Origin of the sequence: Salmonella sp. SA14318 (assembly GCF_029866905.1) — a bacterium.
Taxonomy (GTDB): domain Bacteria; phylum Pseudomonadota; class Gammaproteobacteria; order Enterobacterales; family Enterobacteriaceae; genus Salmonella; species Salmonella enterica.
In genome coordinates, this window is sequence record NZ_CP123282.1 from 4,465,389 (window position 1) to 4,489,211 (window position 23,823).

At 51.8% G+C, this 23,823-nt stretch carries 24 protein-coding genes and 2 pseudogenes; 7 read left to right on the top strand and 19 right to left on the bottom strand.

What is annotated here, in order from left to right:
- Nucleotides 1-73: 73 nt before the first annotated feature.
- Together glpX and fpr are read left to right on the top strand one after the other, a co-directional pair.
- Nucleotides 74-1,084 carry a class II fructose-bisphosphatase gene (gene glpX / locus QEN32_RS21225; RefSeq protein WP_001250624.1) on the top strand — a complete coding sequence of 337 codons (1,011 nt, stop codon included), beginning with the start codon at nt 74-76 and terminating at the stop codon, nt 1,082-1,084.
- Between the two features lie 96 nt (nt 1,085-1,180).
- The gene (gene fpr, locus QEN32_RS21230) at nt 1,181-1,927 is read left to right on the top strand and encodes a ferredoxin--NADP(+) reductase (protein WP_000796303.1); all 747 of its coding nucleotides are present in this window, start codon (nt 1,181-1,183) and stop codon (nt 1,925-1,927) included.
- Between the two features lie 106 nt (nt 1,928-2,033).
- Here fpr and QEN32_RS21235 read toward each other — a convergent pair whose 3' ends face one another.
- A complete protein-coding gene (locus QEN32_RS21235; protein ID WP_000155237.1) occupies nt 2,034-2,462 on the bottom strand; it encodes a DUF805 domain-containing protein in 429 nt (142 codons plus the stop codon).
- A gap of 100 nt (nt 2,463-2,562) precedes the next feature.
- On the opposite strand from QEN32_RS21235, the gene QEN32_RS21240 reads away from it, so the two are divergent.
- A complete protein-coding gene (locus tag QEN32_RS21240) occupies nt 2,563-3,159 on the top strand; it encodes a YiiQ family protein (protein WP_000802241.1) in 597 nt (198 codons plus the stop codon).
- Nucleotides 3,160-3,271: 112 nt separating this feature from the next.
- Complete coding sequence (gene tpiA / locus QEN32_RS21245; protein ID WP_001216339.1) at nt 3,272-4,039, top strand: triose-phosphate isomerase; 768 nt, start codon at nt 3,272-3,274, stop codon at nt 4,037-4,039.
- A 91-nt stretch (nt 4,040-4,130) separates the two neighbouring features.
- On the opposite strand, the gene QEN32_RS21250 is transcribed toward tpiA, so the two are convergent.
- From QEN32_RS21250 to lsrA, 7 genes are all read right to left on the bottom strand, one after another.
- Nucleotides 4,131-4,895: an epimerase gene (locus QEN32_RS21250; RefSeq protein ID WP_001088049.1), complete on the bottom strand. Its 765-nt coding sequence runs from the start codon at nt 4,893-4,895 to the stop codon at nt 4,131-4,133.
- Between the two features lie 9 nt (nt 4,896-4,904).
- Nucleotides 4,905-5,195, bottom strand: coding sequence for a (4S)-4-hydroxy-5-phosphonooxypentane-2,3-dione isomerase (lsrG, locus tag QEN32_RS21255; protein ID WP_001543603.1), 291 nt, complete (start codon nt 5,193-5,195; stop codon nt 4,905-4,907).
- Nucleotides 5,196-5,277: 82 nt separating this feature from the next.
- The gene (gene lsrF, locus QEN32_RS21260; RefSeq protein ID WP_000774146.1) at nt 5,278-6,153 is read right to left on the bottom strand and encodes a 3-hydroxy-5-phosphonooxypentane-2,4-dione thiolase; all 876 of its coding nucleotides are present in this window, start codon (nt 6,151-6,153) and stop codon (nt 5,278-5,280) included.
- Between the two features lie 28 nt (nt 6,154-6,181).
- A complete protein-coding gene (lsrB, locus tag QEN32_RS21265; RefSeq protein ID WP_000090737.1) occupies nt 6,182-7,204 on the bottom strand; it encodes an autoinducer 2 ABC transporter substrate-binding protein LsrB in 1,023 nt (340 codons plus the stop codon).
- A gap of 28 nt (nt 7,205-7,232) precedes the next feature.
- Complete coding sequence (gene lsrD, locus QEN32_RS21270) at nt 7,233-8,234, bottom strand: autoinducer 2 ABC transporter permease LsrD (RefSeq protein WP_000981826.1); 1,002 nt, start codon at nt 8,232-8,234, stop codon at nt 7,233-7,235.
- Nucleotides 8,231-9,274: an autoinducer 2 ABC transporter permease LsrC gene (lsrC, locus tag QEN32_RS21275; RefSeq protein ID WP_000911133.1), complete on the bottom strand. Its 1,044-nt coding sequence runs from the start codon at nt 9,272-9,274 to the stop codon at nt 8,231-8,233. The genes lsrD and lsrC overlap by 4 nt, the downstream gene beginning before the upstream one ends.
- The gene (lsrA, locus tag QEN32_RS21280) at nt 9,268-10,803 is read right to left on the bottom strand and encodes an autoinducer 2 ABC transporter ATP-binding protein LsrA (RefSeq protein WP_001167248.1); all 1,536 of its coding nucleotides are present in this window, start codon (nt 10,801-10,803) and stop codon (nt 9,268-9,270) included. Before lsrA ends, lsrC begins: the two co-directional genes overlap by 7 nt.
- A gap of 255 nt (nt 10,804-11,058) precedes the next feature.
- Between lsrA and lsrR the strand changes: the two genes are divergently transcribed.
- The 3 genes from lsrR to QEN32_RS21295 all read left to right on the top strand — a co-directional run bounded on the left by lsrR (nt 11,059) and on the right by QEN32_RS21295 (nt 14,061).
- Nucleotides 11,059-12,018: a transcriptional regulator LsrR gene (lsrR, locus tag QEN32_RS21285; protein WP_001283049.1), complete on the top strand. Its 960-nt coding sequence runs from the start codon at nt 11,059-11,061 to the stop codon at nt 12,016-12,018.
- A gap of 86 nt (nt 12,019-12,104) precedes the next feature.
- On the top strand, nt 12,105-13,697 hold the full coding sequence (lsrK, locus tag QEN32_RS21290) for an autoinducer-2 kinase (protein WP_000113084.1): 1,593 nt from the start codon (nt 12,105-12,107) through the stop codon (nt 13,695-13,697).
- Between the two features lie 13 nt (nt 13,698-13,710).
- Nucleotides 13,711-14,061 carry a cupin domain-containing protein gene (locus QEN32_RS21295; RefSeq protein ID WP_001173083.1) on the top strand — a complete coding sequence of 117 codons (351 nt, stop codon included), beginning with the start codon at nt 13,711-13,713 and terminating at the stop codon, nt 14,059-14,061.
- Between the two features lie 89 nt (nt 14,062-14,150).
- Here the strand turns inward: QEN32_RS21295 and QEN32_RS21300 are convergent.
- The 11 genes and pseudogenes from QEN32_RS21300 to cpxP all read right to left on the bottom strand — a co-directional run.
- Nucleotides 14,151-14,291 (bottom strand): annotated as a pseudogene (locus tag QEN32_RS21300) (CDP-diacylglycerol diphosphatase); the annotation flags it as partial.
- 57 nt (nt 14,292-14,348) lie between these two features.
- Nucleotides 14,349-14,468: pseudogene (locus QEN32_RS21305) on the bottom strand (hypothetical protein); the annotation flags it as partial.
- Between the two features lie 97 nt (nt 14,469-14,565).
- Nucleotides 14,566-15,288: a GntR family transcriptional regulator gene (locus QEN32_RS21310; protein ID WP_265322360.1), complete on the bottom strand. Its 723-nt coding sequence runs from the start codon at nt 15,286-15,288 to the stop codon at nt 14,566-14,568.
- Between the two features lie 62 nt (nt 15,289-15,350).
- Nucleotides 15,351-16,391 carry an ADP-ribosylglycohydrolase family protein gene (locus tag QEN32_RS21315; protein WP_103133209.1) on the bottom strand — a complete coding sequence of 347 codons (1,041 nt, stop codon included), beginning with the start codon at nt 16,389-16,391 and terminating at the stop codon, nt 15,351-15,353.
- 9 nt (nt 16,392-16,400) lie between these two features.
- A complete protein-coding gene (locus tag QEN32_RS21320; protein WP_265322361.1) occupies nt 16,401-17,360 on the bottom strand; it encodes an aminoimidazole riboside kinase in 960 nt (319 codons plus the stop codon).
- Between the two features lie 10 nt (nt 17,361-17,370).
- Entirely contained in the window at nt 17,371-18,705 is a 1,335-nt protein-coding gene (locus QEN32_RS21325) for an MFS transporter (RefSeq protein WP_000777316.1), read from the bottom strand.
- Nucleotides 18,706-18,969: 264 nt separating this feature from the next.
- Complete coding sequence (locus QEN32_RS21330; RefSeq protein WP_265322362.1) at nt 18,970-19,725, bottom strand: CDP-diacylglycerol diphosphatase; 756 nt, start codon at nt 19,723-19,725, stop codon at nt 18,970-18,972.
- Nucleotides 19,726-19,825: 100 nt separating this feature from the next.
- Nucleotides 19,826-20,815 (bottom strand): sulfate ABC transporter substrate-binding protein, encoded by a 990-nt coding sequence (locus tag QEN32_RS21335; RefSeq protein ID WP_000758711.1) that lies wholly within the window; start codon nt 20,813-20,815, stop codon nt 19,826-19,828.
- Nucleotides 20,816-21,018: 203 nt separating this feature from the next.
- Nucleotides 21,019-21,981: a 6-phosphofructokinase gene (gene pfkA, locus QEN32_RS21340; RefSeq protein ID WP_000591793.1), complete on the bottom strand. Its 963-nt coding sequence runs from the start codon at nt 21,979-21,981 to the stop codon at nt 21,019-21,021.
- A gap of 184 nt (nt 21,982-22,165) precedes the next feature.
- Nucleotides 22,166-23,068 (bottom strand): CDF family cation-efflux transporter FieF, encoded by a 903-nt coding sequence (fieF, locus tag QEN32_RS21345; RefSeq protein ID WP_001077321.1) that lies wholly within the window; start codon nt 23,066-23,068, stop codon nt 22,166-22,168.
- A gap of 147 nt (nt 23,069-23,215) precedes the next feature.
- Complete coding sequence (cpxP, locus tag QEN32_RS21350) at nt 23,216-23,716, bottom strand: cell-envelope stress modulator CpxP (protein WP_001233463.1); 501 nt, start codon at nt 23,714-23,716, stop codon at nt 23,216-23,218.
- Nucleotides 23,717-23,823 lie beyond the last annotated feature (107 nt).

The window sequence follows — 23,823 nt, forward strand, 5'->3', positions numbered from 1 at the left end:
CGCACACACATCAATTATTCCCTCCTTCCCCTGTGCTACACTGCGCGCCACTCCTTTTTGCTACGAGTTTGTTATGAGACGAGAACTTGCCATCGAATTTTCCCGTGTGACCGAAGCGGCGGCGCTGGCTGGCTACAAATGGCTGGGACGCGGCGATAAAAATACCGCGGACGGCGCGGCGGTCAACGCCATGCGTATCATGCTCAACCAGGTCAACATTGACGGCACCATCGTGATTGGCGAAGGCGAAATCGACGAGGCCCCGATGCTCTATATCGGCGAGAAAGTCGGTACCGGCCACGGCGATGCGGTAGATATCGCCGTCGATCCGATTGAGGGCACGCGCATGACGGCGATGGGTCAGGCGAACGCGCTGGCGGTGCTGGCGGTCGGCGATAAAGGCTGTTTCCTGAATGCGCCCGATATGTATATGGAAAAACTGATTGTCGGTCCGGGCGCCAAAGGGGCGATCGATCTCAATCTGCCGCTGGCGGATAACCTGCGCAACATCGCGGATGCGCTGGGTAAACCGCTTGGCGATCTGACCGTGACCATTCTGGCAAAACCGCGTCATGACGAGGTCATCGCAGAGATGGCCAAACTGGGCGTACGCGTGTTTGCCATTCCTGACGGCGACGTCGCGGCCTCAATTCTGACCTGTATGCCGGATAGCGAAGTCGACGTGCTGTACGGGATTGGCGGCGCACCAGAAGGCGTGGTATCCGCAGCGGTGATCCGCGCGCTGGACGGCGATATGCAGGGGCGTCTGCTGGCGCGCCATGATGTGAAAGGCGACAGCGAAGAAAACCGCCGCATTGGCGAACAGGAACTGGCGCGCTGCAAAGCAATGGGCATTGAAGCGGGCAAGGCGTTATGCCTGGGCGATATGGCGCGTAGCGATAACGTTATTTTCTCCGCGACCGGCATCACGAAAGGCGATCTGCTGGAAGGAATTAGCCGGAAAGGCCATATTGCCACGACGGAAACGCTGCTGATCCGCGGCAAATCACGCACCATCCGCCGCATTCAGTCTATCCACTATCTTGATCGTAAAGATCCGGATGTGCAGGCGCATATCCTCTAGCGCATTTGTTAGTTAGAGCCTTCCAGCCTCGCGGGGCTGGAAATCTTTCTCCTGACGAACGAAGATAAGGTTAGCGATTCAGAACAGGAGAAAACCATGGCCGATTGGGTAACAGGTAAAGTCACTAAGGTGCAAAACTGGACTGACGCACTGTTCAGCCTGACCGTTCACGCCCCCATTAATCCTTTTACTGCAGGCCAATTTACCAAACTCGGACTGGAGATCGATGGCGAGCGCGTTCAGCGCGCGTATTCCTATGTGAATGCGCCTGACAATCCGAATTTAGAGTTTTATCTGGTGACGGTGCCGCAAGGAAAGCTCAGCCCGCGGCTGGCGGCGCTAAAACCTGGCGATGAGGTGCAAGTGGTCAGCGACGCGTCGGGTTTCTTTGTACTGGATGAAGTGCCTGACTGCGAGACGCTATGGATGCTGGCGACCGGAACCGCTATTGGCCCGTATTTGTCTATTCTGCAATATGGCCAGGATGTCGCGCGCTTTAAAAATCTGGTCTTAGTCCACGCCGCACGCTTCGCCGCCGATTTAAGCTATCTGCCGCTAATGCTGGAACTGCAACAGCGTTATGAAGGCAAGCTGCGCATCCAAACGGTGGTCAGCCGGGAGAGCGTGCCAGGCTCGCTTACCGGACGCGTGCCAGCGCTCATTGAAAACGGCGAGCTGGAAAAAGCCGTTGGATTGCCGATGGATAAAGAGACCAGCCACGTTATGCTGTGCGGGAACCCGCAGATGGTGCGCGATACGCAGCAACTGCTGAAAGAGACCCGACAGATGACTAAACATCTGCGCCGCCGACCGGGGCATATGACGGCTGAACATTACTGGTGATGTTTTACCGAATGGCGGCTAGGGCTTATCCGGCCTGCAAATCATCACCAATCTGTAGGCCCGGTAAGCGTCAGCGCCACCGGGCAAATTACGGTTTACCGCCCGTTTACGGTTCTGCTTTAAACTTCACGTCCTGTGTCGCTTTCCCAAACTTATTTTCCCCCTGAACACCGACAAACGCGCCCAGATCGATAAGCATCATCACCAGGATCAGCGTCGGAATAAATCGCCCGACGACCCACTGCCACATCCCCGGCAGCATCACCCAGTTTCCGGCCAGCAGCATCCACGCCAGAATCATCAGCAACGCCCACGCGCCGGATCGCCCCCGGTCATGCAGACGTTTGACCATGACGGCGGCGGTCGGCCACAGCAGGCACACCAGGCAAAATGCCGCCGTTTGGATATCAAGCAGATTTTTCCCCGCCAGCGAAAATAGCGCCAGCATCCCGGCAAACCAGAGGCCGATCCAAATCCAGAAATCACGGCGTCCGATACGCCCTTTAAATGAGAATAACCATTGCTGTATGGTCATGTAAGTTCCTTATATTTTGCCTTCCGCTACAGTTTACCCTTTTGACAAGCCCGACAGTTATCGTTTTAATCGTGAGCAGTCCTAACGAAAGGTAAGATTGATGAAGCCAGGATGTACTCTGTTTTTACTGTTGTTTTCTGCTCTCACCGCCAGCATAACGGCGCACGCGCAGCTCTCTTCATCGACCACGACAGCGCCCTATTTGCTGGCGGGCTCGCCAACCTTTGATCTTTCTATTAGCCAGTTTCGTGAGAACTTTAACCGCCAGAATCCCGATCTGCCGCTCAATGAATTTCGCGCCATTGAGAATAGCCGCGATAAGGCGAATCTGACCCGCGCCGCCAGTAAGATTAACGAAAATCTGTATGCCTCCACGGCGCTGGAGCGCGGTACGCTCAAAGTGAAAAGTATGCAGATTACCTGGCTGCCCATTCAGGGGCCGGAACAGAAAGCGGCGAAAGCGAAAGCGCTGGAATATATGGCCGCCATTATTCGCACTGTCGCCCCGTTACTGACAAAAGAGCAAAGCCAGAAAAAACTGCAAAAGATGCTTATCGCCGGTAAAGGTAAACACTATTACGCCGAGACCGAAGGCGCAGTACGTTATGTTGTCGCAGATAACGGCGAAAAGGGGCTGACCTTCGCGGTTGAACCGATTAAGCTGGCGTTATCTGAAAATCTGGAAGGGGCGAATTGATGACAAAAAGCAAAGCCTTTCCGGGGATGAATCTCTATACTGTTTCACAGACCATGCTGCTCTGACGAGCGGCCATCTTCCTTAATTCGCTGACTAAGCGTGGAGAAATGAAATGCGACATCCTTTAGTGATGGGTAACTGGAAACTGAACGGCAGCCGCCACATGGTAAACGAACTGGTGGCTAACCTGCGTAAAGAACTGACGGGCGTAGCAGGCTGCGACGTGGCAATCGCTCCGCCGGAAATGTATATCGATCTGGCGAAACGCGCTGCTGCCGGCAGCCACATCATGCTGGGCGCGCAGAACGTTGATCTGAATCTGTCTGGCGCATTCACTGGTGAAACTTCGGCTGAAATGCTGAAGGATATCGGCGCGCAGTACATTATTATCGGCCACTCCGAGCGTCGTACTTATCACAAAGAATCTGACGAGCTGATCGCCAAAAAATTCGCCGTACTGAAAGAACAAGGTCTGACGCCGGTACTGTGCATCGGTGAAACCGAAGCGGAAAACGAAGCGGGCAAAACAGAAGAAGTATGCGCACGCCAGATCGACGCGGTACTGAAAACGCAGGGCGCGGCAGCCTTTGAAGGCGCGGTTATCGCTTATGAACCCGTATGGGCGATCGGTACCGGCAAATCTGCAACTCCTGCGCAGGCGCAGGCAGTGCACAAATTCATCCGTGACCACATTGCTAAAGCTGACGCGAAAATCGCTGAACAGGTTATTATCCAGTACGGCGGTTCTGTTAATGCCTCCAACGCAGCCGAACTGTTCGCGCAGCCGGACATCGACGGCGCACTGGTAGGCGGCGCTTCTCTGAAAGCTGACGCCTTCGCCGTGATCGTGAAAGCAGCAGAAGCTGCTAAACAGGCTTAATTGCCAATCTATGTCTGATGGCGCTGCGCTTATCAGGCCTACCAGCCGAGTGCTTATGTAGGCCTGATAAGGTAAAGCCGCCATCCGGCATTTATGCTGTGGAGGGTAAGAAAGTAGTATCCCCGGCAACCTTAAACATCGCCCTCCAGCTCCGCGTATTCTCAACCAGCCGATCATCACGAAATAACGCACTACCAGAAACAACACGATCGATGCCCTGTGCAATCAGCGAAGGCAACTGATCCTGCGTTAACGACCCATCAATAACGATAATTTTACCTTCGCGTTTATCACCAAGTAGACAGAGAAGCTGCGCCACGCGCTCGTGCAAATCACTGGAGCGCATTTTACTGCCGTATCCAGGGTTCACTGCCAGTAGTTGAATAACCTCAACGTCGCTCAGAATAGGGATAATGACATCCAGAGGCGTTGCCGGGCATAAACTAATCCCCCGAATCACCGGCATTTCACCGCCGATAACGGGCACGGTCTGCTGACCAAGCCAGCTTAGCGTATGATGCAGATGAATATCGCCTTCAGCCTGAAGCGTGATGCAGTGTGCGCCCGCCTTCACGCAGGCTTGCGCCGCCGTCCATTGATCCGCTACCATCAAATGAACATCTTTGATAAAGGTTTGCGGCAATTGCCCAACTGCCCATGGCCCAACGGTAAACTGCGGGCAAAATTGACCATCCATCAAATCCAAATGCAACAGCGGCTGGTTTAACGCTTCCAACTGTTGCAGATAGCGATGCAACGCAATCCACTGCCCTGCCAGAATACCCACACTAAGCGGATATGACGCTAACAATGCCACACATGCTTCGCGCGTTAATCCGGCAAACTGGCTGTTCATGAGCGCTCCTTAAGGCATCAAACCCATAAAAACTTTTTTTGTCCGCGGACCGGTCATCAACGGTTCAAGCTGCTCCACGCAAGTTTTGTAGTGTGGCGTTGTCTTGTGAAAAGCGACGGCCTGTTCATCAACGTAGGCTTCATAAATATAAAATCGCGTAGGCACCTGCGGATCCTGCAGAACATCAAAACGCAAGTTACCCGGCTCTTTAATTGAGCCCAGATGATTCTGCCGAAAAACATCGATAAATTGTTCAACCTTGTCATCATGAACGTTAATTTCAACCAGCGTAACGTGCATCATTAACCCCCTGATTATTCCAAATAAAATAACAGTCATCCCCATCTCCTCGCATCGGTAAAAGATGGGGAAGCGATCTCATTTAACCTTTCTCACTCAAAAACAGCTCATAAGCACGCTCTGCTGTTTCGTTATGATGAACGACAGCATGTACCGCTTTAATCATGGCTACCGGATCTTCTGACTGGAATATATTACGCCCCATATCTACGCCAGAAGCCCCCTGGTCAATCGCCTGATAGCACATTTCCAATGCTTCACGTTCAGGCAGTTTTTTACCGCCGGCGATGACAATCGGCACCGGACAACCTGCCGCAATACGCTCAAAACCTTTATCGACATAATACGTTTTGATAATTTGCGCCCCCATTTCCGCAGCGATACGCGTTGCCAGTGAAAAATAACGCTGGTCGCGAGCCATATCTTTACCCACCCCGGTCACTGCCATTATTGGCATCCCGACGCGTAACCCGGCATCAATCAGTTGAATAATATTTTTAATCGACTGATGTTCATGCTCACTACCAATATAAACCTGTGCGGCAGCAGCACAGCTATTCAACCGCACAGCGTCATCCATCGCCACCGCAACCGCCTCATTGCTTAATTCAGTGAGAATAGAATTTGCCCCGGACGCGCGTAAAACGACTGGTTTATTGATTGCCGGAGGTACCACACTGCGTAATATGCCGCGAGTACACATTAAGACATCAGCATATTCAAAGAGCGGCGCAATATTGATATCAATACGCTCAAGTCCGGTTGTCGGCCCCTGGAAATATCCATGGTCAAAGGCCAGCATGACCGTTTTTCTGGTCTTGGGATTAAAAATCCTCGCCAGTCTGGACTGCATTCCCCAATCCAGCGCGCCACAGCCTTTTAATGCGAACAAAGTGTTAGTTTGTGGTTTATCGGTGTGAAAATCTTTGCCATCTTTAATATCATCTAAATCAGCCATTCTTTACTCCGTCGATACATAACAGTTATCAGAAATCATATTTGTCGATATTGTCTTTGTTGAAAATGACACGCTCCGGCAATAACACAATGCCGTTACCTTTTGCCTCATAGTGATATCCCTGCTCACTATTAGGTGAAACGGTGACTTTGCCGATGCCGGGAATATCCAGTGAATCACCGACATTCATTGGCATATTTTTCAGCAACGCGTTGGCGACATATACGGAAATTTTTCCCTGTTGGACGACATCCCACAGGCCAAATTCTTTAACAGTGCCGCGCTGAACATAAGGGCGCATTACATTCGGCGTACTAAAACCAACAATCGCGAGATTATTGCGTTTAAGGTTCTCCGCCGCCTGTGCCGCAGCAGGTAAAGCGTTAGCGTCAGGCGCGATGATGGCATCCAGATCGGGATACGCTTTGATGATACCTTCCGCCGTCTGGAGCGATTTCGTGGCATCGTTATAGCCAAACTGGGTAGTGACTATCTCCCACCCCGGATGTTCCTGGCTAATTTTGGCTTTAGCTTCTTTCACCCACTGGTTCTGGTCGGTCACCGTTGGGCTGGAATAGAAGAAAGCGACTTTCGCTTTCTCTTTGTCCACCTGATGAGCGGCCATCTCTACCAGCATGCTGCCGAGCTGTTTTGGCGTCCCTTGATTGATATAGTAAGAACGGCACTCCGGCTTGGTATCGGAATCCCAGGTTAATATTTTCACGCCTCTTTGCATTGCCCGCTTCAACGCCGGGCACAGGCCATCAGGCGAAACGGCAGAAACGATAATGGCGTCATACCCCTGATTGACAAAGTTATTCACCAGTTGAACCTGGCCTGAGACGCTGGGCTCTGTAGGGCCATCGTAAGTTACGTCAATGCCCAGCGCTTTTCCCGCTTCCTGCGCGCCATTGCCGCCGCTGGTAAAAAAGCCCACGCCAACCAGTTTGGGAATAAAAGCAATCCGCTCTGCCGCCTGCACGGTCATTGCCGCAGATGCCAGACCAAACGCAGTGAGTAAGGCGATCATTTTAATGCTGTGTCTTGCCATTTTTTTCTCCATAAATTTCAAAAGGAAATCATGCCTGATGCGCATTGCGACGGCGTGAGTACCATTCAAGGATTTGGTGACGATGCAAACTGACGGAACGACCAACGACAACAACAATGAGAAGCGCACCGGACAATGCGCTGGAAATTTGATTCGGCACTCCGGCCATCTGTAGCCCCTGCTGTAAAAATCCCACCAGCAGCGCCGCCAACGCGGACCCCATAATCGACCCGGAGCCGCCATAAATATTGGCGCCTCCCAGCACAACCGCCGTAATGGCCGGCATCAGGAAAGAGGCGCCCAGATCCGAACGTGCGGAGCCAAAGTAAGAAACCAGTAATACGGCGGCGATAGCGGAGGCGCATCCGGTCATGGCATACACGGTATACAACGTGCGATTCACCGGGATCGCGCTGTACTGCGCGACACGGGCGCTCTGGCCAATCAGGAAAACGTTGCGTCCCATATGCGTGCGATGCATGAGCAGCCAGAAAAACAGACAGCACACAAGAAAAAAAATAAGCGGCATAGGAATACCAAGAAATGAAATATTGGCAAAGTCAGTGAACGCTGTGGGAAATCCACCAATACCTTCATAACCTGTGGCGCCAGCCATACCAGATAACAATAATGCGCTACCACCAAATAAATACATGGTTCCCAGGGTAATCACCAACGGGTTTACGCCGGTATAAATAATAAGTCCGGCATTTATCAGCCCACATATTGCGCCGAGTAGTAGGGTAATAATAATCGCTAAAGGTAGCGGCATACCGAGCTGAAACAGCACACCCAGGGTAATCGCGCATAGCCCGATTGTAGAACCAAATGAAATATCCATACCACCGCTGACAATAACCATTGTTAGCGGCAAAGCGACAATACCGATACAAATAAAATCGCTAGTGCTAAAAAGTAAGACATTAATATCTAATAAACGTGGATTAATCAGACCGAAAGCCAGAATTTCAAAGATCAATAAGGCTGCCAGCGCAATTTCCCAGCTATAGCGTCGCCATGGATTCATCATGCCACCTCTTTGTTTTTATTCTGTTGTGCGTGCGTTTTTGCTTCCGCCTGTAGTGGAGTGGGTGGTGATATAAAACGGGCATATTTCTGGCGGCGCAGATTGCGTTGTAATGCGCAACGCAGCCGCCCATCGAATACCAGTACGCCCAACAATACCAGGCCAGCAATAAAATCGTTCCACCAGGCGGGGATACGCAGCAGCACTAACACACTATCGATTTGCGTAAGAAAATAAGCGCCGAGAATAGCGCCGATGACCGTGCCTGACCCGCCTAACAGGCTAATTCCCCCCAATACGCAGGCCGCGATGGCTTTCATTTCCAGCCCCGTGCCGGTTTGATTGGGAATGAAGCCAATCTGCGAGGCAAACACGATTCCAGCCAATGCCGCCATACCGCCATTAAGTGAAAATGCCATGATGCGTACCATCTCGGTACGGACACCCAATTGCCGGGCGCCCTGCAGGTTATCGCCGGTGGCGTAAAAATTGCGGCCAAAGGCGGTTTTCGCCAGGAGCCAGGCCATAAGCAGCGCTAACACCAGGGTAAACCAGCCGATTGCGGAAATTCCCAGAAACACCGGAGCAGAGAGTTGCTTTAAGCCTGCGGGTAATCCTTCAATCCATTTCCCCCCTGTCCATAGCAGCATGATCCCACGATACAAGCCCAGCGTTCCCAGCGTGGCGACAATGGCGGGTATCTTCAACCAGGCAACCAGTACGCCATTAAAAAATCCGGCGACAATTCCTAATATTAGTGTGGCCAGGCAGGCGACCGGCAGGCTATAGCCGGCGTTTAACATCACTCCCAGCAATACCGCGCACATGCCTGTCGTCGAGCCCACCGATACATCAATATTGCGGGTGAGCATTACCATCGTCGCGCCAATCGCCAACAGCATCAAAATTTGCGCGCTACTGAAAACCATTGTCAGCGTTTGCACGCTCAAATACTGGCTATCCAGCGCGCCAGGAAACACGAATAAACAGACTATTGCCAGCAGTGCCGTCGCTTCCCGGTTATTTTGGATGAATTTCAACATGTTGCCTCCGACGCACCATGTTCGCCAAACGCAACGTGCATGATGGTATCAACGTTAATTTCCTCGCCGCATAACGCAGGCCCCCCCAGTTCCCCCTGGTGCATGACATATACGCGATCGGCCATTTGCTCTATCTCTTCCAGATCGGAGGAAATAAACAGCACTGCGACATTTTGTTGCGCGATACTGCGCAACAGCTGATAAATATCGCTGCGGGCGGAGACATCGACACCGCGTGTCGGTTCATCGACAATCAGTAATTGCGGAGAGGCTTCCAGGCATTTGGCAATCAATACTTTTTGCTGGTTACCGCCGGATAAAGTACGCGCCGCCTGTTCGGCATTATTGAGTTTGATATTTAACGCGCGGTGGTAACGTTCAAGGGTGGCGTTATCCCGCTGGGGCTTTATCCAAAATCCTTTTTGGTTGTGGGTCAGCGAACAGACATTCCATGCCAGGGAAGCGTCAAGATACAGCCCGGATGACTGCCGATCTTCCGGCAAATAGACCAGGCCGAGCTGCAACCGCTGTTGGGTTGTCAGGGCGTTAATTTCTTCGCCATTGAACAGCATCCGCCCCGCATTGACCGGTCTAATACCGTACAGCGTTTCAGCCAGTTCTGTGCGTCCCGCGCCGACCAACCCGGCCAGACCAAGGATTTCGCCTGCCCGCACCTCAAGGTTGATATTCATAAAACCTTCGCCCGTCAGTGACTCCAGCGCTAATACCGTCGCGCCGCGTTCGTTCTGCGGGCGGCTGCCAGGCAATTCCAGCCACAACTTTTGATTCGCAGAAAGACTGACGCCCTGCGTTGCCGGGGTGATAGCTTGAATAATCTCGTCGGTAGAAAGGTCATGCGTTTTTCCGAATAATGCGATTTTACCGTCACGCATCACGCTAACGCAGTGAGCTAACTGTCTAATTTCTGGTAGCTTATGAGAAATAAATACAATTCCGACACCCTTTTTCAGCAACTCTTGCAGACGCGTAAATAACCGGTCAGTTTCGGCTGGCGTTAACGACGCCGTGGGCTCATCAAGAATTAAGATTCGCGAGTCGCGCATCAAGCCGCGCATAATTTCAACAATCTGGCGGTCTGCAACATCAAGCGTACCCGCAGCGCTCGCCGGATCGAGTTGGCATCCCATCGCCTTTAATAGCTGCTGCATTTTTTCCGTGGAGGCCTGACGTCCCTGTAAGCCAAACAAGATATTTTCCCGCACAGATAAACTCGGAAATAACAGAGGCTCCTGGGGAACCAGGTAAATGCCATACTGGTGCGCCTTCAGAGGCGTTAAATGACTGCAACGCACACCAGCAATATCGATAGTCCCTCCATCTGGCGGGACTATACCGGCAATAATCTTCATTAATGTTGATTTACCCGCACCATTGCCGCCAAGCAATGCGTGCACCTCTCCCGCATGCAGAGTAAAGTCAATTCCCTTTAGTACTTCGACGCCGGAATAACTTTTATAAATGTTCTGCACACAAATCAGAGGGGATGCAGTATTGTGACTGATTTGCATGTTGCCTCCGCTCCCTCAATGTTGACTGACGGGACTGAACAAATGTTTTTTGAAAAAGAAATTGTTCAAAACGGTAGTAGTTATTTGGTCAAAAAACTCTCATCCAGATCACGTTTTCTGAATAAATGAATTTTTATATGATAAATGTTCAGATTTGACGCGTTTTTGTGGCGTTAATCACGGTTATTTCGGAGTGATAACTGAACAATTGTGTTAATGATTTAGAAATGTTCAAAGTAAAGCCAGGTTATGACAATGAGCGATAATACGTTGGTATCTGATTATGGAATGTGCGAAGAAGAGCAGGTGGCGCGTATTGCCTGGTTCTACTATCACGATGGATTGACGCAGAGTGAAATCAGCGAGCGTCTGGGGCTAACCCGGCTAAAGGTTTCTCGTCTGCTGGAGAAAGGGCATCAGTCCGGTATTATTCGCGTACAAATCAACTCCCGCTTCGAAGGGTGTCTTGAGTATGAAAATGCCTTGCGCAACCACTTCGCATTGCAGAATATCCGCGTGCTGCCGGCATTACCCGATGCCGATATTGGTCTGCGCTTAGGAATCGGCGCCGCCCATATGTTGATGGAGTCACTGCGGCCACAGCAACTGCTGGCCGTCGGCTTTGGCGAAGCCACGATGACCACATTAAAACGCCTCAGCGGATTTATCTCGGCGCAACAAATTCGACTGGTCACGTTATCCGGCGGCGTGGGGCCGTATATGACCGGAATAGGCCAGCTTGATGCCGCTTGTAGCGTAAGTATTATGCCCGCGCCGCTGCGCGCATCATCGCAGGAAATTGCCTGCACGCTGCGCAATGAAAATAGCGTGCGGGATGTGATGCTCACAGCGCAAGCTGCCGATGCCGCCATCGTGGGGATTGGGGCAATTAACCAGAAAGATCAAGCCAGTATCTTAAAATCCGGTTATATCACTCAGGGTGAACAACTCATGATTGGCCGCAAAGGCGCAGTAGGCGATATTCTGGGCTATTTTTTTGATGCTCATGGCGAAATTATTCCAGACATCAAAATCCATAACGAATTAATTGGCCTGAAGTTAAATTCACTTTCCACGATCCCAACCGTGATTGGCGTCGCCGGCGGCGAACAAAAAGCAGAAGCTATTATTGCCGCTATGCGCGGTAACTATATCAATGCGCTGGTTACCGATCAGAAAACCGCAGGGAAAATAATTCAACTTATTGAAAAATAAAAAATAAAATAACACTTACCTCAATTCAATAAACAATAACTGACAGGATTTTATGTAACGATGTAAAAATAGCCGAGGATAAAAAAATGGCTCGACTCTGTACCCATACTGAATCAGGACATTACCTGATGGCTCTTGACGCCGGTACCGGTAGCGTCAGAGCAGTAATTTTTGATCTACAAGGAAAGCAAATAGCTGTCGGTCAAGCGGAATGGCAGCATCTGGCCGTGCCGGATGTGCCTGGTTCGATGGAGTTTGATCTTGCCAAAAACTGGCAACTGGCTTGCCAGTGTATCCGTCAGGCACTACAGAAAGCCGCCATCCCTGCAACGGCTATCGCTGCCGTATCGGCCTGTTCGATGCGTGAAGGCATTGTTATTTATGACAGTAACGGCGAACCAATTTGGGCCTGCGCTAATGTTGACGCCCGCGCGGCGCACGAAGTCAGTGAATTAAAAGAGCTGCACGATAACACCTTTGAGGAGGAAGTTTATCGTTGCTCCGGGCAAACGCTGGCGCTCAGCGCTATTCCGCGTCTGCTCTGGCTTGCCCACCATCGTCCGGATATTTATCATCGCGCGTCAACCGTCACTATGATCAGCGACTGGATGGCCTTTATGCTCAGCGGCGAACTGGCGGTCGATCCCTCCAACGCAGGCACGACGGGGTTATTGGATCTGGTGACCCGCAACTGGAAACGTAGTCTGTTACAGATGGCGGGCCTGCGTTCTGACATTCTTTCGCCGGTAAAAGAAACCGGGACGCTGCTCGGTCACATTTCACAGAAAGCGGCTGAACAGTGCGACCTGCAAGCGGGTACGCCGGTCATCGTTGGCGGCGGCGATGTGCAGTTAGGCTGTCTGGGGCTGGGCGTCGTACGCCCGGCGCAAACGGCCGTGCTGGGCGGAACCTTCTGGCAACAGGTCGTCAATCTTCCCGCGCCGGTCACCGACCCAAACATGAACGTTCGCATCAATCCTCATGTGATCCCCGGTATGGTACAAACCGAGTCTATTAGCTTTTTTACTGGGTTAACGATGCGTTGGTTCCGCGACGCCTTTTGCGCCGAGGAAAAACTAATCGCTGAAAGGTTAGGTATTGATGCGTATTCCCTGCTGGAAGATATGGCCAGCCGGGTGCCTCCCGGCGCGTACGGTGTGATGCCCATCTTCTCTGACGTTATGCGTTTTAAACGCTGGTACCATGCCGCGCCGTCGTTTATCAATCTGTCTATCGATCCTGAAAAGTGTAATAAAGCGACCCTATTTCGCGCGCTGGAAGAGAATGCCGCCATTGTTTCCGCCTGCAATTTACAGCAAATTGCCGCGTTTTCCGGCGTACAGGCCGACTCGCTGGTTTTTGCCGGCGGAGGATCTAAAGGCAAATTATGGAGCCAAATCCTTGCCGACGTTACGGGACTCACCGTTCACGTACCTGTCGTCAAAGAAGCTACCGCGCTAGGGTGCGCTATTGCCGCAGGCGTTGGCGTGGGTATCTGGCCATCGCTGGCGGAAACGGGAGAAAAGCTAGTGCGCTGGGATCGGGAGCATAAACCTAATCCTGAAAATTTCGCTGTCTATCAGCAGGCCAGAGAAAAATGGCAGGCCGTTTATCAGGATCAACGCGCGCTGGTCGATGGTGGCTTAACGACATCCCTCTGGAAAGCGCCAGGCCTGTAACAGGAGAATAAGCATGCAAAAAACGAATGAGAAGAATCATGAATACCGCTTTGGCGATAATGGCCCTAAATACTTAATCCGTGGGCCGGGCTGCGATATGGGCGTCGTCATACTACAACCAGGGCAGTCATTCCCTAACCATCGCCATAATACCGCTTGTGAGGTTTTTTATACCCTAAGCGGTGAAGTGTGCCTGTATCTGGAAGGAACACCTCATATCCTGCAAACTGGAGATGTTTTACAGTGCGAACCTGGGGAGGCGCATTATCTCATTAATAACGGCGATAAACCCTGGAAAGGCGTGTTTATTAAATCGCCGCATCTGGAAAATGACAGCCACCCCGCAGATCCACCGGCCTGGTAACGCCCGCGCCATCGCCAGATTTTGCCGGATAGCGCCACGAGAGCCTTGTCCGGCCTCCAAACGGCATTCGTTAATGCAATATCAAGCTGTCATTTGATGACCTGTTGGTTCAAGATATCACACTGATGATCCTGAATTTCCTCGGCAGAAGCGCGATTGAAGATCAGTAAATTACGCTCGGTCGCCAGCAGGACAAAAGAGCCATCGCTTTGGCGTACCACCGCCAGCGCGATACATCACAGCATCCCCGCCCGCGCAGGAACTTTCCCTGGTCCCATCGCCACCACAGCAGCAAAAAATAGCAGTGCGGTCATAAACTCCGGCAGTGGCGAAGTCGCCCACAGAAGGATAGTAACGCCAACGATGATGAAAGGAAGGAACAGAGGATGGGACAACCAGAGCGACATACCTGTCTCCTGACGATTTTTTCAGCAAGAATACGACGGACAGTCAGGCAGGTAAACGCCAGATATAGTGGGGTTATCGCAGGATTAAGTGGACAGATCAGTGATAATGAATTTCACCAAAGTATTCAGACAGCACGTAATAGCGGCAATACTCAAAAGGGCTGTCCTTCCCGGCCTGAAACGTCTGTCTGGCGACGGATAACAGCGGTTTATTGGCGGCGATTTGCAATTTTTCGCACAGGTCAGCGGAAGGTAAAATCGCCTCAACTTTTTCTATCGCCGAGTCGCTTGTGACGTTTAATAACGAATAAAGCGACGTATGCTCCAGCGCCTGCGGTGTGAGCTGCAGATCGGGAAAGAAGCTCAGATCGAGATAAATTTTCTCATGGTTAAAAGGACGGTTATTCAGGCAACGAATACGCGAAATATAGAGGTAGTGATGATGTGCGGGCAGGCTCAAGCCGTCTGCCTGAGCGTCGCGCGCGCGGCGCGGCGCGATTTCCAGAATACGGTTCTCAATCGCCACGCTGGCGTCCTGGAGATCGCTGGTAATACCGCGAAACGTGTGACCATAGCTCACGCCTTCCGGTACGGAGCACACCACAGAACCACTCCCGCGCTGCGACGAAATAATGCCCGCATTGATCAGTTCGCTCCAGGCCTGTTTAACCACAATCAGCGAAACGTTATAAGCCCTGGCGACCTCTTTTTGCGTCGGCAACTGGCTGCCTAAAGGCAAAGACCCGTTCTGGATCTGCTGACAGATGATAAAAAATAGTTGCTTATAAAGCGGAGTAAAGCTCGTTTTATCAACCTGCAAGCTGCGCACCTCACGTCTTCGCCAGCAGGGGACGTTTTACCGTCCCCGGCAGGGTGAAGTCGCTACCCTGCGATTTGCCTGGCCAGTTCTGCCAAATCGAAATGATTCATACGATCCAAGGTCGTTAAATAATCGGCGGGAAAAGCCTCCACGCCATGGAATGCGCCGGAAATCGCCCCAACCATGGTGGCGACAGTATCAGTATCATTGCCGATATTAACGCCGGAGATAATAGCATCTACCGCAGAATTCGGACAACACGCGAACAGGCCAAAGGCCGCCGGCACCGCTTCACTCACGTGCAGCCCGGAGCCAATAATATCAGCAAGTTCCACCACCGCCGTTTCCCAATGGCGATGACGTTTACCGATATCTACGGCCAGCTCAATGCGTCGGGCAACGGAAGGCCCGGCGACCATCATCGCCCCTTGCTCCTGCGCCAGCAGATAGCCCCTTTGCGCACCGTAAATACCGGCGGCAATAATGCTGTCTGCGTTGGTCTGCGCTCTTAACGCCTCGCTGGTTGCCGCCGCCATCGCTGCTGCGCCGGACATCGCCAGCACGTTATTATGCGTAAAACGGCAAATCTGCAGTGCGCATTCAATCGCCGCGTCGATATCGCCAGGATGCAGCACCGCCGCTGGCCAAATCTTCATAGCCGCGCCGTTGGTGGCTTCGGCATTACCCTTATTAATGATCTGTACCGATTGTTTTTCGCCTTCCAGCTCACCCTGTAAAGAGGCGCGGTTATCATTGAATATTGCCTTCATTGCCGCACGCGTCGTCGGACCGGTAAAGTTGGCGTAGAAAGGATAATCCAGCCACTGCTGGAAAGCTTCGCGCATCGCTTCGTCGCTGACTTCACGCTGATGGCGCAGCAGCGCGTCCATAATGTACTTAGCCTGAATAAAATCATCCGTGCACATCCCCGCTTCGTTGCAGCGGCCAAACGTGTCCGCTGGCGGTTTTTGAAAGGTCGTCACCCAGCCGCCAAAATAGTCTTTTATTTGCTGCTGGGTGCGTACTTCCGTCGCGGCTCCCATCGCGTCCGCGGCGGCGGCGCCCACCAGGCATCCCAGTATTTTGTTTTGATCAACGTGCATGATGACTCCTTATTTCACGGTCATGGCTTGTGCCAGCGAATGGCTGGAAAGAAAAGTGTTTAGCTGCTCAGGAAACGGCAGAGCGGTCATTGCGCCTTTTGCCGTCACCGCCATAGCGCCGCAGGCGTTGGCATTGCTGATGGCTTCCGCCAGCAGGGCATGATCCCAGCAATTTGCGCGGGAAAGGGTGAACAGCAGGCCGCCGACAAAAGCATCGCCAGCCCCGGTGGTATCGACGACATCGACGCGTGGTGCGGGAAAATGGAACTCCCCCTCGGCGGTAATCAACAGCGCGCCATCGGCCCCCAGCGAAATGATCGTGGTGTCACACCCAAGATCGCGCAGGTAATAACGCGCATCCTGCCAGTGACTGGCCCCGCTGAGCTGGCACAGCTCATCTGCCGAGACTTTGCAGATAGAAGCCAGTGCGGCGGACCGGGCGATCAGTTCAGGGATTTCATCAGTATTCCCCCACATTTTGCTGCGCAGATTGACGTCAAACAGTACGTAACCACCCGCTTCACGCATTCTTCTCGCTCCCTCAAGGCACGCCTCGCGGGCGGGACTGTCGGTAAGGCCAATTGAACTGAAGTAAAACCATTCGTACTGCCTGAACGGCGGCAGGTCCTGCGGCGAGACGTAGGTATCGGCACCTGGATGCACCAGATAGGTAAAACTACGCTCCCCATCAGCCGTCAGGTTAACGATCAGCACCGCGCTGGTCAGGGCCGGAGCCATGCGTAGAAACGTGACATCCACGCCGTTATCCTGAAAAACCTGGCGCAGGAAGCGGCCGGCGTCATCATCACCAAGACAGCCAATAAAACCGCACTCTCCGCCCAGCCTGGCAACGCATACCCCCACGTTCGCCGACGCTCCGCCGGGGCATTTCAGATAGCTGTTCTGTTTTTCCGGCACCAGATCAACGGAGGCATCGCCGATAACCCAAACCTTATTCATGGCCTTCATTTGCGCCTCCTTATGCCTGTTTCTGCGCCAGGGCAAGCTGAATATCTCGATAATATTCATTATTAATCAGATACTTTTTCATAAGCAGCCCAACCGCAAGGTGGAACAGAGCCGGAATGAGCGTCATCATCAGCGCAATACCGGTGAGCGAACGCGCGGTCTGTTCAACATCGGCTTGATAGCCAAAGTGGCTCAGCAGGAATCCGAGTATCCCGCCCGCGATCCCCATCCCAAACTTCTGGAAGAAGAGGATGCCGCCAAACGCCAACCCGGAAACGCGCAGACCGGTTTTCTTTTCTCCGTAATCCACCGCTTCGGCGATAGAGGACCAGAACACCGGCATTTGCATATCGCAAAAGAAATTAATGAGAAAATAGAACGCAAACGCCAGGATAAGATTTTCACGCCCGACGGAGAAATACATCAGCGCGCTCAGGATAAAGGTAATAATCTGGGTGTAGCGGAACATCTTAATTTTGTCCCAGAACTTGGTTATCCAGGTGGTAGCGATCATCGCTAAAATAGAGGCAACGACGCCGGTAGTCAGGAAGGGTGAAATCAGGCTATCTCCGCCGTTCAGATAATACTTGGCGTAATAAGCGGCAACGGAACCGCGAATAACATAACCGCACATCAGCAGCAGAATAACAACGCCGAGAATAATCCACTGATCGTTACGTAACAGATATTTAAACTGTTTCCCCACCGATAGCGAGGTAATTTCCGGCTCGCTGCGTTCACGCGTGGTAAGAAAACAGAAGATAAACAGCAGCGCACCCATTGCCCCCATTAAGCCCATCGAAAACTGATAGCCCAAAGCCTTATTACCCTGCCCCAGCCAGACGGCAAGCATCGGTACGACGATAGTCACCAGGAAAGCGGCAATCTTAGTCATCACAAAACGATAGCCGTTGGCGCTTAACCGTTCGACGGGGTCGCTGGTAATGACGCCAATCATCGAAATATAGGGAATGGTGATCGCGGTATAGACCAGGGTCATAAGAATATAGGTGCCATAGGCCCATGCCAGTTTGGCCATATAAGCCATATCAGGCGTAATAAACATCAAATAAACGGCGAAGCCAAAAGGAATAGCAAACCACAGCAGCCACGGGCGATAACGCCCCCAGCGCGTATTCAGTTTATCGGTAAGAACCCCCATGGCCGGATCGATAATGGCATCAATCATCCGCACAACCACAAACAGTACGCCAACATCAGCGGCGCTCAGGCCGTAGATATCGGTATAGAAATAGGCGAGGAGCAGCTGCATGGCGATAATCACAACGTTTATCGCCATATCTCCCGCGCCGAAGCCGATTTTTTCCACGATAGAAAGTTTCATGTTGATATTCCTTTACGCTTAACAGCGCAAATCTGGTGAACAATTAATGATGTCACTACATGAAATAAAAACGTTTTTATAAATAAGCCGCCTGTCCGACACGCAATGGAGGCTATGAAGAGAGTGTAACCATCCTCAAAAAGATATAAAGGTATACCTTTATATCTTTTGATCGGTTTCACATATTTTTATAGACACGATCTTACCCCGGTTTTAAACCGGGATAAGAATCAATAAGATAATGAGCAGGGGGTGTAACGAAAATCAGCGGGAAGACAAAATGGCGCAACTATGGTCCTGAATCTCTTCCGCCGATCCGCGATTGAAGGTCAGTAAATTACGCTCGGTCGCCAGCAGGACAAAAGAGCCATCGCTTTGGCGTACCACCGCCAGCGCATAGCGTCCCATATGATCGCGCGCTTCCGGCACCTCTTCCGCCAGCATCATAAACGGACTACGCTGCGCCAGTTCGCTCTCGGTTACCCGGCGCGCCAGGTATTCATGCCCCATCAGGTCGCCCGGTAGCGGAAGCCAGCGAGTGCTGATGCGCGTGAGATCGTTATCCAGTTGCTCCCGAACGTCAGGACGGATGCAAGAAATATGGATATGCAAATGGTCCTGTGAACGACCAAGCCGCGAATTAATCGCCAGCGAGACCGCGCTATCCGGAATATCATGCCCGTATTTTTTACTCATATAGCCGCGAGCCTGCCAGGCCAGCCAGAAAAAGTTGGGCGTAGCGGGTTCCAGCAATAGTGGGCTTTCTGTACCGTTGATACGGTAGGTGGGCATCAATAAATATTGCAACGGACCGTGACGATCTTTAAAGACGACATAGCCGGCACGAGGTTTGACTTCCGCGCACGGCGCTGGGTTTTGATGCTGTAACTGATCGGGCAGGCATTGTTCAAGCACAATTTCCCGTAACGCATCAGGATTGCCGGAAAATTTCCAGTAACCGACGCCCGCCGCGGCGACAATCACTATCACCGCCAGTAAAAAGTAACCTGTTTTTTTCATGTTATGCGTTCCCTGTGACCCATAGACGGGGAAGAGTAACGCAAAATTGTGGCAAAGAAAAAACCCGGTAACATAATACGTTACCGGGTTTATAAACGGTTTAGCGTTTGCTGATTTGGTCGAACGTACCGCCATTAGCGAAGTGATCTTTTTGCGCCTTCGCCCAGCCGCCAAACACCTCGTCAATGGTGAACAGCTTCAGCTTCGGAAACGCATCGTCGTATTTTTTCGCCACGTCAGCATCGCGCGGACGGTAGAAGTTTTTCGCTGCTATCTCCTGCCCTTCCGGCGAGTAGAGATACTTCAGATACGCTTCCGCCACCGCTTTGGTGTCTTTCTTTTCCACCACTTTGTCGACCACGGAAACGGTCGGCTCTGCGAGAATAGATTCACTCGGGGTCACTATCTCGAATTTATCTTTACCCAGTTCATTCGTCGCCAGTAGCGCTTCGTTTTCCCAGGCAATCAGCACATCACCGATACCGCGTTCAACGAAAGTATTGGTTGAGCCACGCGCGCCGGAGTCCAGCACTTCAACGTTTTTAAACAGGGCTTTGACAAAGTCCTGCGCTTTGGCCTGATCGTTATTGTTGTGGTGCAGGGCGTAGCCCCATGCCGCCAGATAGTTCCAGCGGGCGCCGCCGGAGCTTTTCGGGTTTGGCGTAATCACCGACACACCGGGTTTAATCAGATCGTTCCAGTCATGAATTTGTTTTGGATTGCCTTTGCGGACCAGGAAAACGATGGTGGAGGTGTAAGGTGCTGAGTTATCCGGCAGACGCTTGATCCAGTTTTTATCGATACGACCACGTTCAGCAATAGCGTCCACATCGTAAGCCAGCGCCAGCGTCACGACATCGGCTTCAATGCCGTTAATAACGGAAGTCGCCTGTTTACCCGAACCGCCGTGCGATTGGCGGATCACGACGTTGTCGCCGGTTTCCTGCTTCCAGTGCGCGCTAAACGCTTTGTTGTACTGCTCGTACAGCTCACGCGTTGGATCGTATGATACGTTAAGTAACTGAATATCCTTTGCCAGAATGCTGGTTGACGCCAGCAATAATGTGAACCCCACGCCCCACTTTTTCATCGCCCGACTCGCTTATGTTGTGTTGTGATGAGCAAAGCGTGCCAGAAAGCGATCCAAACATTAAAGAATAAAAAAAGATTGGCTATAACTTCGAGGAATAAATCTGAGGGATTGCCGGATGGCGGCTAGCGCCTAATCCGGCCTACACGTTTCTGCAACCTGTAGGCCTGATAAGCGTAGCGCCATCAGGCGCGCAAAAACAATCAGTACAGTTTTTTCGCGCACTCCATCCAGTCGCTTTTGAACGGACGCTTCATGTTTTCAATCGCATCGATGATGTCATGATGAACAAGCTGCTCGTTCTGGATACCGACACAACGACCGCCATGGCCTTCCAGCAGCAGGTCGATAGCATACGCGCCCATACGGGAAGCCAGAATGCGATCGTAAGGTACCGGGGAACCACCGCGCTGAATGTGGCCGAGCACCGTCGCACGCGTTTCACGGCCCGTTTCTTTTTCAATAAAGTGCGCCAGTTCGTCAACATCGCACATATGCTCAGTAATAGCGACGATAGCGTGTTTTTTCCCTTTCGCGATCCCGGCTTTGATTTCCGCCACCAGATCTTCGCGATTAAATTCAACTTCCGGCACCACGATAAACTCACAGCCGCCAGCAATAGCCGCCGCCAACGTCAGGTCGCCGCAATAACGGCCCATCACCTCAACGATAGAGATACGCTGGTGAGAAGAGGAGGTGTCACGCAGACGGTCAATCGCTTCCACTACAGTGCCGAGAGCAGTGAAGTAGCCGATAGTGTAGTCGGTGCCTTTGATGTCGTTATCGATAGTGCCTGGCAGACCGATGCACGGGAAGCCCATTTCAGTCAGACGTTTTGCACCCATATAAGAACCGTCGCCGCCAATAACTACCAGCGCATCGATACCGCGTTTTTTCAGGTTTTCGATCGCGACAGCGCGAATATTTTCGTCACGGAATTCCGGGAAACGGGCAGAACCGAGGAAAGTACCGCCACGGTTGATCATGTCAGATACGCTGTAACGGTCAAGCTGAACCATACGATCTTCATACAGGCCCAGATAGCCGTCATAAATGCCCATGACTTCCAGCCCTTCCGTCAACGCTGCGCGCACAACACCGCGGATTGCCGCGTTCATGCCCGGCGCATCACCGCCGCTTGTCAACACACCGATTTTCTTAATCATGACTACCTCTGAACTTTGGAATGCAAAATGAAATCTATTGCCGGAAGCCGATTTCGCACTTCGAAACGATCCAACGAATATACAGATAGTATAACAATCCCTTCCTGCTGAATTGATTCAGGTCAGGCCAAATGGCGGTAATTTATACACAAAATGCTGGCCTGGCTCACTTTTTAACAATCAATTATACAAGCTCGAACTTCCTGCCTTCCCTGGGGACGACTGAACAGGGATCCTGATGAATAATGACATCTGAACCCGGAAAACGCCGCAAAATCGCCTGCTCTACCTGGTCAGCCACAAAATGCGCCTGAACGAGCGGCAGATTATCTTCCATTTCCAAATGAATCTGAATAAAGCGAGTCGGCCCTGACTGCCGCGTGCGGAGATCGTGCGCGCCGCTGACTCCCGGCCACGACGTCACGATATCAATAATTTCCTGTCGTTCCGCATCGGGCAGCGCGCGATCCAATAATGACTGCACCGCCTCATACCCCATACGCAACGCGCTATACAAAATATAGATGCCGATACCTAACGCAAACAGGGCATCCGCACGATGCCAACCGTACCAGGATAACCCAAGCGCGATAAGAATCGCTCCGTTCATCATAACATCAGACTGATAATGAAGCATATCCGCCCGTACCGCCTGACTTTGGGTCTTGCGTACCACCCAGCGCTGAAACGTGACCAGTATAATAGTGCATATCAGAGCGATGACGGTAACGCCAATCCCCACGCCGGGGTCGTTCATTGGCGTCGGCTTAATCAGATTCTGGATACTGGTCAAAAACAGAAACAACGCCGAACCGGAAATAAACATACTTTGCGCCAGCGCCGCCAGCGACTCCGCTTTACCGTGCCCAAACGTGTGTTCATCATCTGCGGGTTGCAGCGAATAACGCACGACCAACAAATTCGTCAATGACGCGGCAATATCCACCAGCGAGTCCACCAACGCCGCCAGAATACTCACCGATCCCGTATACCACCACGCAAAAATTTTGATCAAAAGTAACGCTGATGCCATCGCCGTTGCCGCGATAGCCGCCCGGCTAACCAGCCGTCCATAGGTTTGATTCATAAATACTCCCGCTATCTTCTGCCGGTAGTATAACGGATGGTTTAAAACAGTAAGCTAATAACAGAATGACAAACTGGAGATAAAAAAAACCCCCACATCATGTGGGGGAAGACAGGGATGGTGTCTATGGCAAGGAAAACAGGGTTGTTACTGGGAACGTGAGTTGCTACTACTCAATAATTTCAACGATGAACTTTTTTGCCATTGCGCCACGTCGCGCAGTTGCTCCATTCGTTGCTGATGCTTTTCATTCAAAACCGCTTGCTGCTCCGGCGTTAACAGGCGATACATCTGGTTACGCACGCGGGCCATTTCGACCTGGCGGGCAACCTGCTCTTGCGCCATTTTTTCTGCCTGAGCGCGCACAGCGCTTTCATCAAATTTTTCTGCGGTGACAAGCCGATGCATTGTCTCCATTTCGCTAACATTAACAGGAGGCTGTTCGTGCCTTGCCTGTTGCATAAGATCTCGCATCTGCTGACGCTGATGTTCGGTTAAACTTATGCCGTCAAACATATGATTTTGCGCGCTACGCTGCGTGGCCCCGTCACCGGGGTGCCAGTTATCGCTTGTAACAACTTCAGCTGCGTGGCTTAAAAAACTGAATGCCAGCGTTGAGGCCATAACAGCAGCGGTAACTTTGCGCATCGCTTGCTCCCAAAATCTTTTCTGTCGCGATTCAACGAGAGACAGTTTACGATTCGGGCTGCAAACATGCGTCAGGGGGTGTAAAACAACGTAAAGTCATGGATTAG

Excerpts from the sequence above, each read along its gene's own strand:
- lsrA (WP_001167248.1), bottom strand. The coding sequence starts at position 10,803 with ATGCAAATCAGTCACAATACTGCATCCCCTCTGATTTGTGTGCAGAAC.
- lsrB (WP_000090737.1), bottom strand. The coding sequence starts at position 7,204 with ATGGCAAGACACAGCATTAAAATGATCGCCTTACTCACTGCGTTTGGT.
- fpr (WP_000796303.1), top strand. The coding sequence starts at position 1,181 with ATGGCCGATTGGGTAACAGGTAAAGTCACTAAGGTGCAAAACTGGACT.
- fieF (WP_001077321.1), bottom strand. The coding sequence starts at position 23,068 with ATGAATCAAACCTATGGACGGCTGGTTAGCCGGGCGGCTATCGCGGCA.
- glpX (WP_001250624.1), top strand. The coding sequence starts at position 74 with ATGAGACGAGAACTTGCCATCGAATTTTCCCGTGTGACCGAAGCGGCG.
- QEN32_RS21235 (WP_000155237.1), bottom strand. The coding sequence starts at position 2,462 with ATGACCATACAGCAATGGTTATTCTCATTTAAAGGGCGTATCGGACGC.
- lsrF (WP_000774146.1), bottom strand. The coding sequence starts at position 6,153 with ATGGCTGATTTAGATGATATTAAAGATGGCAAAGATTTTCACACCGAT.
- QEN32_RS21330 (WP_265322362.1), bottom strand. The coding sequence starts at position 19,725 with ATGAAAAAAACAGGTTACTTTTTACTGGCGGTGATAGTGATTGTCGCC.
- QEN32_RS21295 (WP_001173083.1), top strand. The coding sequence starts at position 13,711 with ATGCAAAAAACGAATGAGAAGAATCATGAATACCGCTTTGGCGATAAT.
- QEN32_RS21315 (WP_103133209.1), bottom strand. The coding sequence starts at position 16,391 with ATGCACGTTGATCAAAACAAAATACTGGGATGCCTGGTGGGCGCCGCC.
- QEN32_RS21335 (WP_000758711.1), bottom strand. The coding sequence starts at position 20,815 with ATGAAAAAGTGGGGCGTGGGGTTCACATTATTGCTGGCGTCAACCAGC.
- lsrK (WP_000113084.1), top strand. The coding sequence starts at position 12,105 with ATGGCTCGACTCTGTACCCATACTGAATCAGGACATTACCTGATGGCT.
- QEN32_RS21325 (WP_000777316.1), bottom strand. The coding sequence starts at position 18,705 with ATGAAACTTTCTATCGTGGAAAAAATCGGCTTCGGCGCGGGAGATATG.
- lsrR (WP_001283049.1), top strand. The coding sequence starts at position 11,059 with ATGAGCGATAATACGTTGGTATCTGATTATGGAATGTGCGAAGAAGAG.
- pfkA (WP_000591793.1), bottom strand. The coding sequence starts at position 21,981 with ATGATTAAGAAAATCGGTGTGTTGACAAGCGGCGGTGATGCGCCGGGC.
- QEN32_RS21240 (WP_000802241.1), top strand. The coding sequence starts at position 2,563 with ATGAAGCCAGGATGTACTCTGTTTTTACTGTTGTTTTCTGCTCTCACC.
- lsrD (WP_000981826.1), bottom strand. The coding sequence starts at position 8,234 with ATGATGAATCCATGGCGACGCTATAGCTGGGAAATTGCGCTGGCAGCC.
- lsrG (WP_001543603.1), bottom strand. The coding sequence starts at position 5,195 with ATGCACGTTACGCTGGTTGAAATTAACGTTCATGATGACAAGGTTGAA.
- QEN32_RS21250 (WP_001088049.1), bottom strand. The coding sequence starts at position 4,895 with ATGAACAGCCAGTTTGCCGGATTAACGCGCGAAGCATGTGTGGCATTG.
- cpxP (WP_001233463.1), bottom strand. The coding sequence starts at position 23,716 with ATGCGCAAAGTTACCGCTGCTGTTATGGCCTCAACGCTGGCATTCAGT.
- tpiA (WP_001216339.1), top strand. The coding sequence starts at position 3,272 with ATGCGACATCCTTTAGTGATGGGTAACTGGAAACTGAACGGCAGCCGC.
- QEN32_RS21320 (WP_265322361.1), bottom strand. The coding sequence starts at position 17,360 with ATGAAGGCCATGAATAAGGTTTGGGTTATCGGCGATGCCTCCGTTGAT.
- lsrC (WP_000911133.1), bottom strand. The coding sequence starts at position 9,274 with ATGTTGAAATTCATCCAAAATAACCGGGAAGCGACGGCACTGCTGGCA.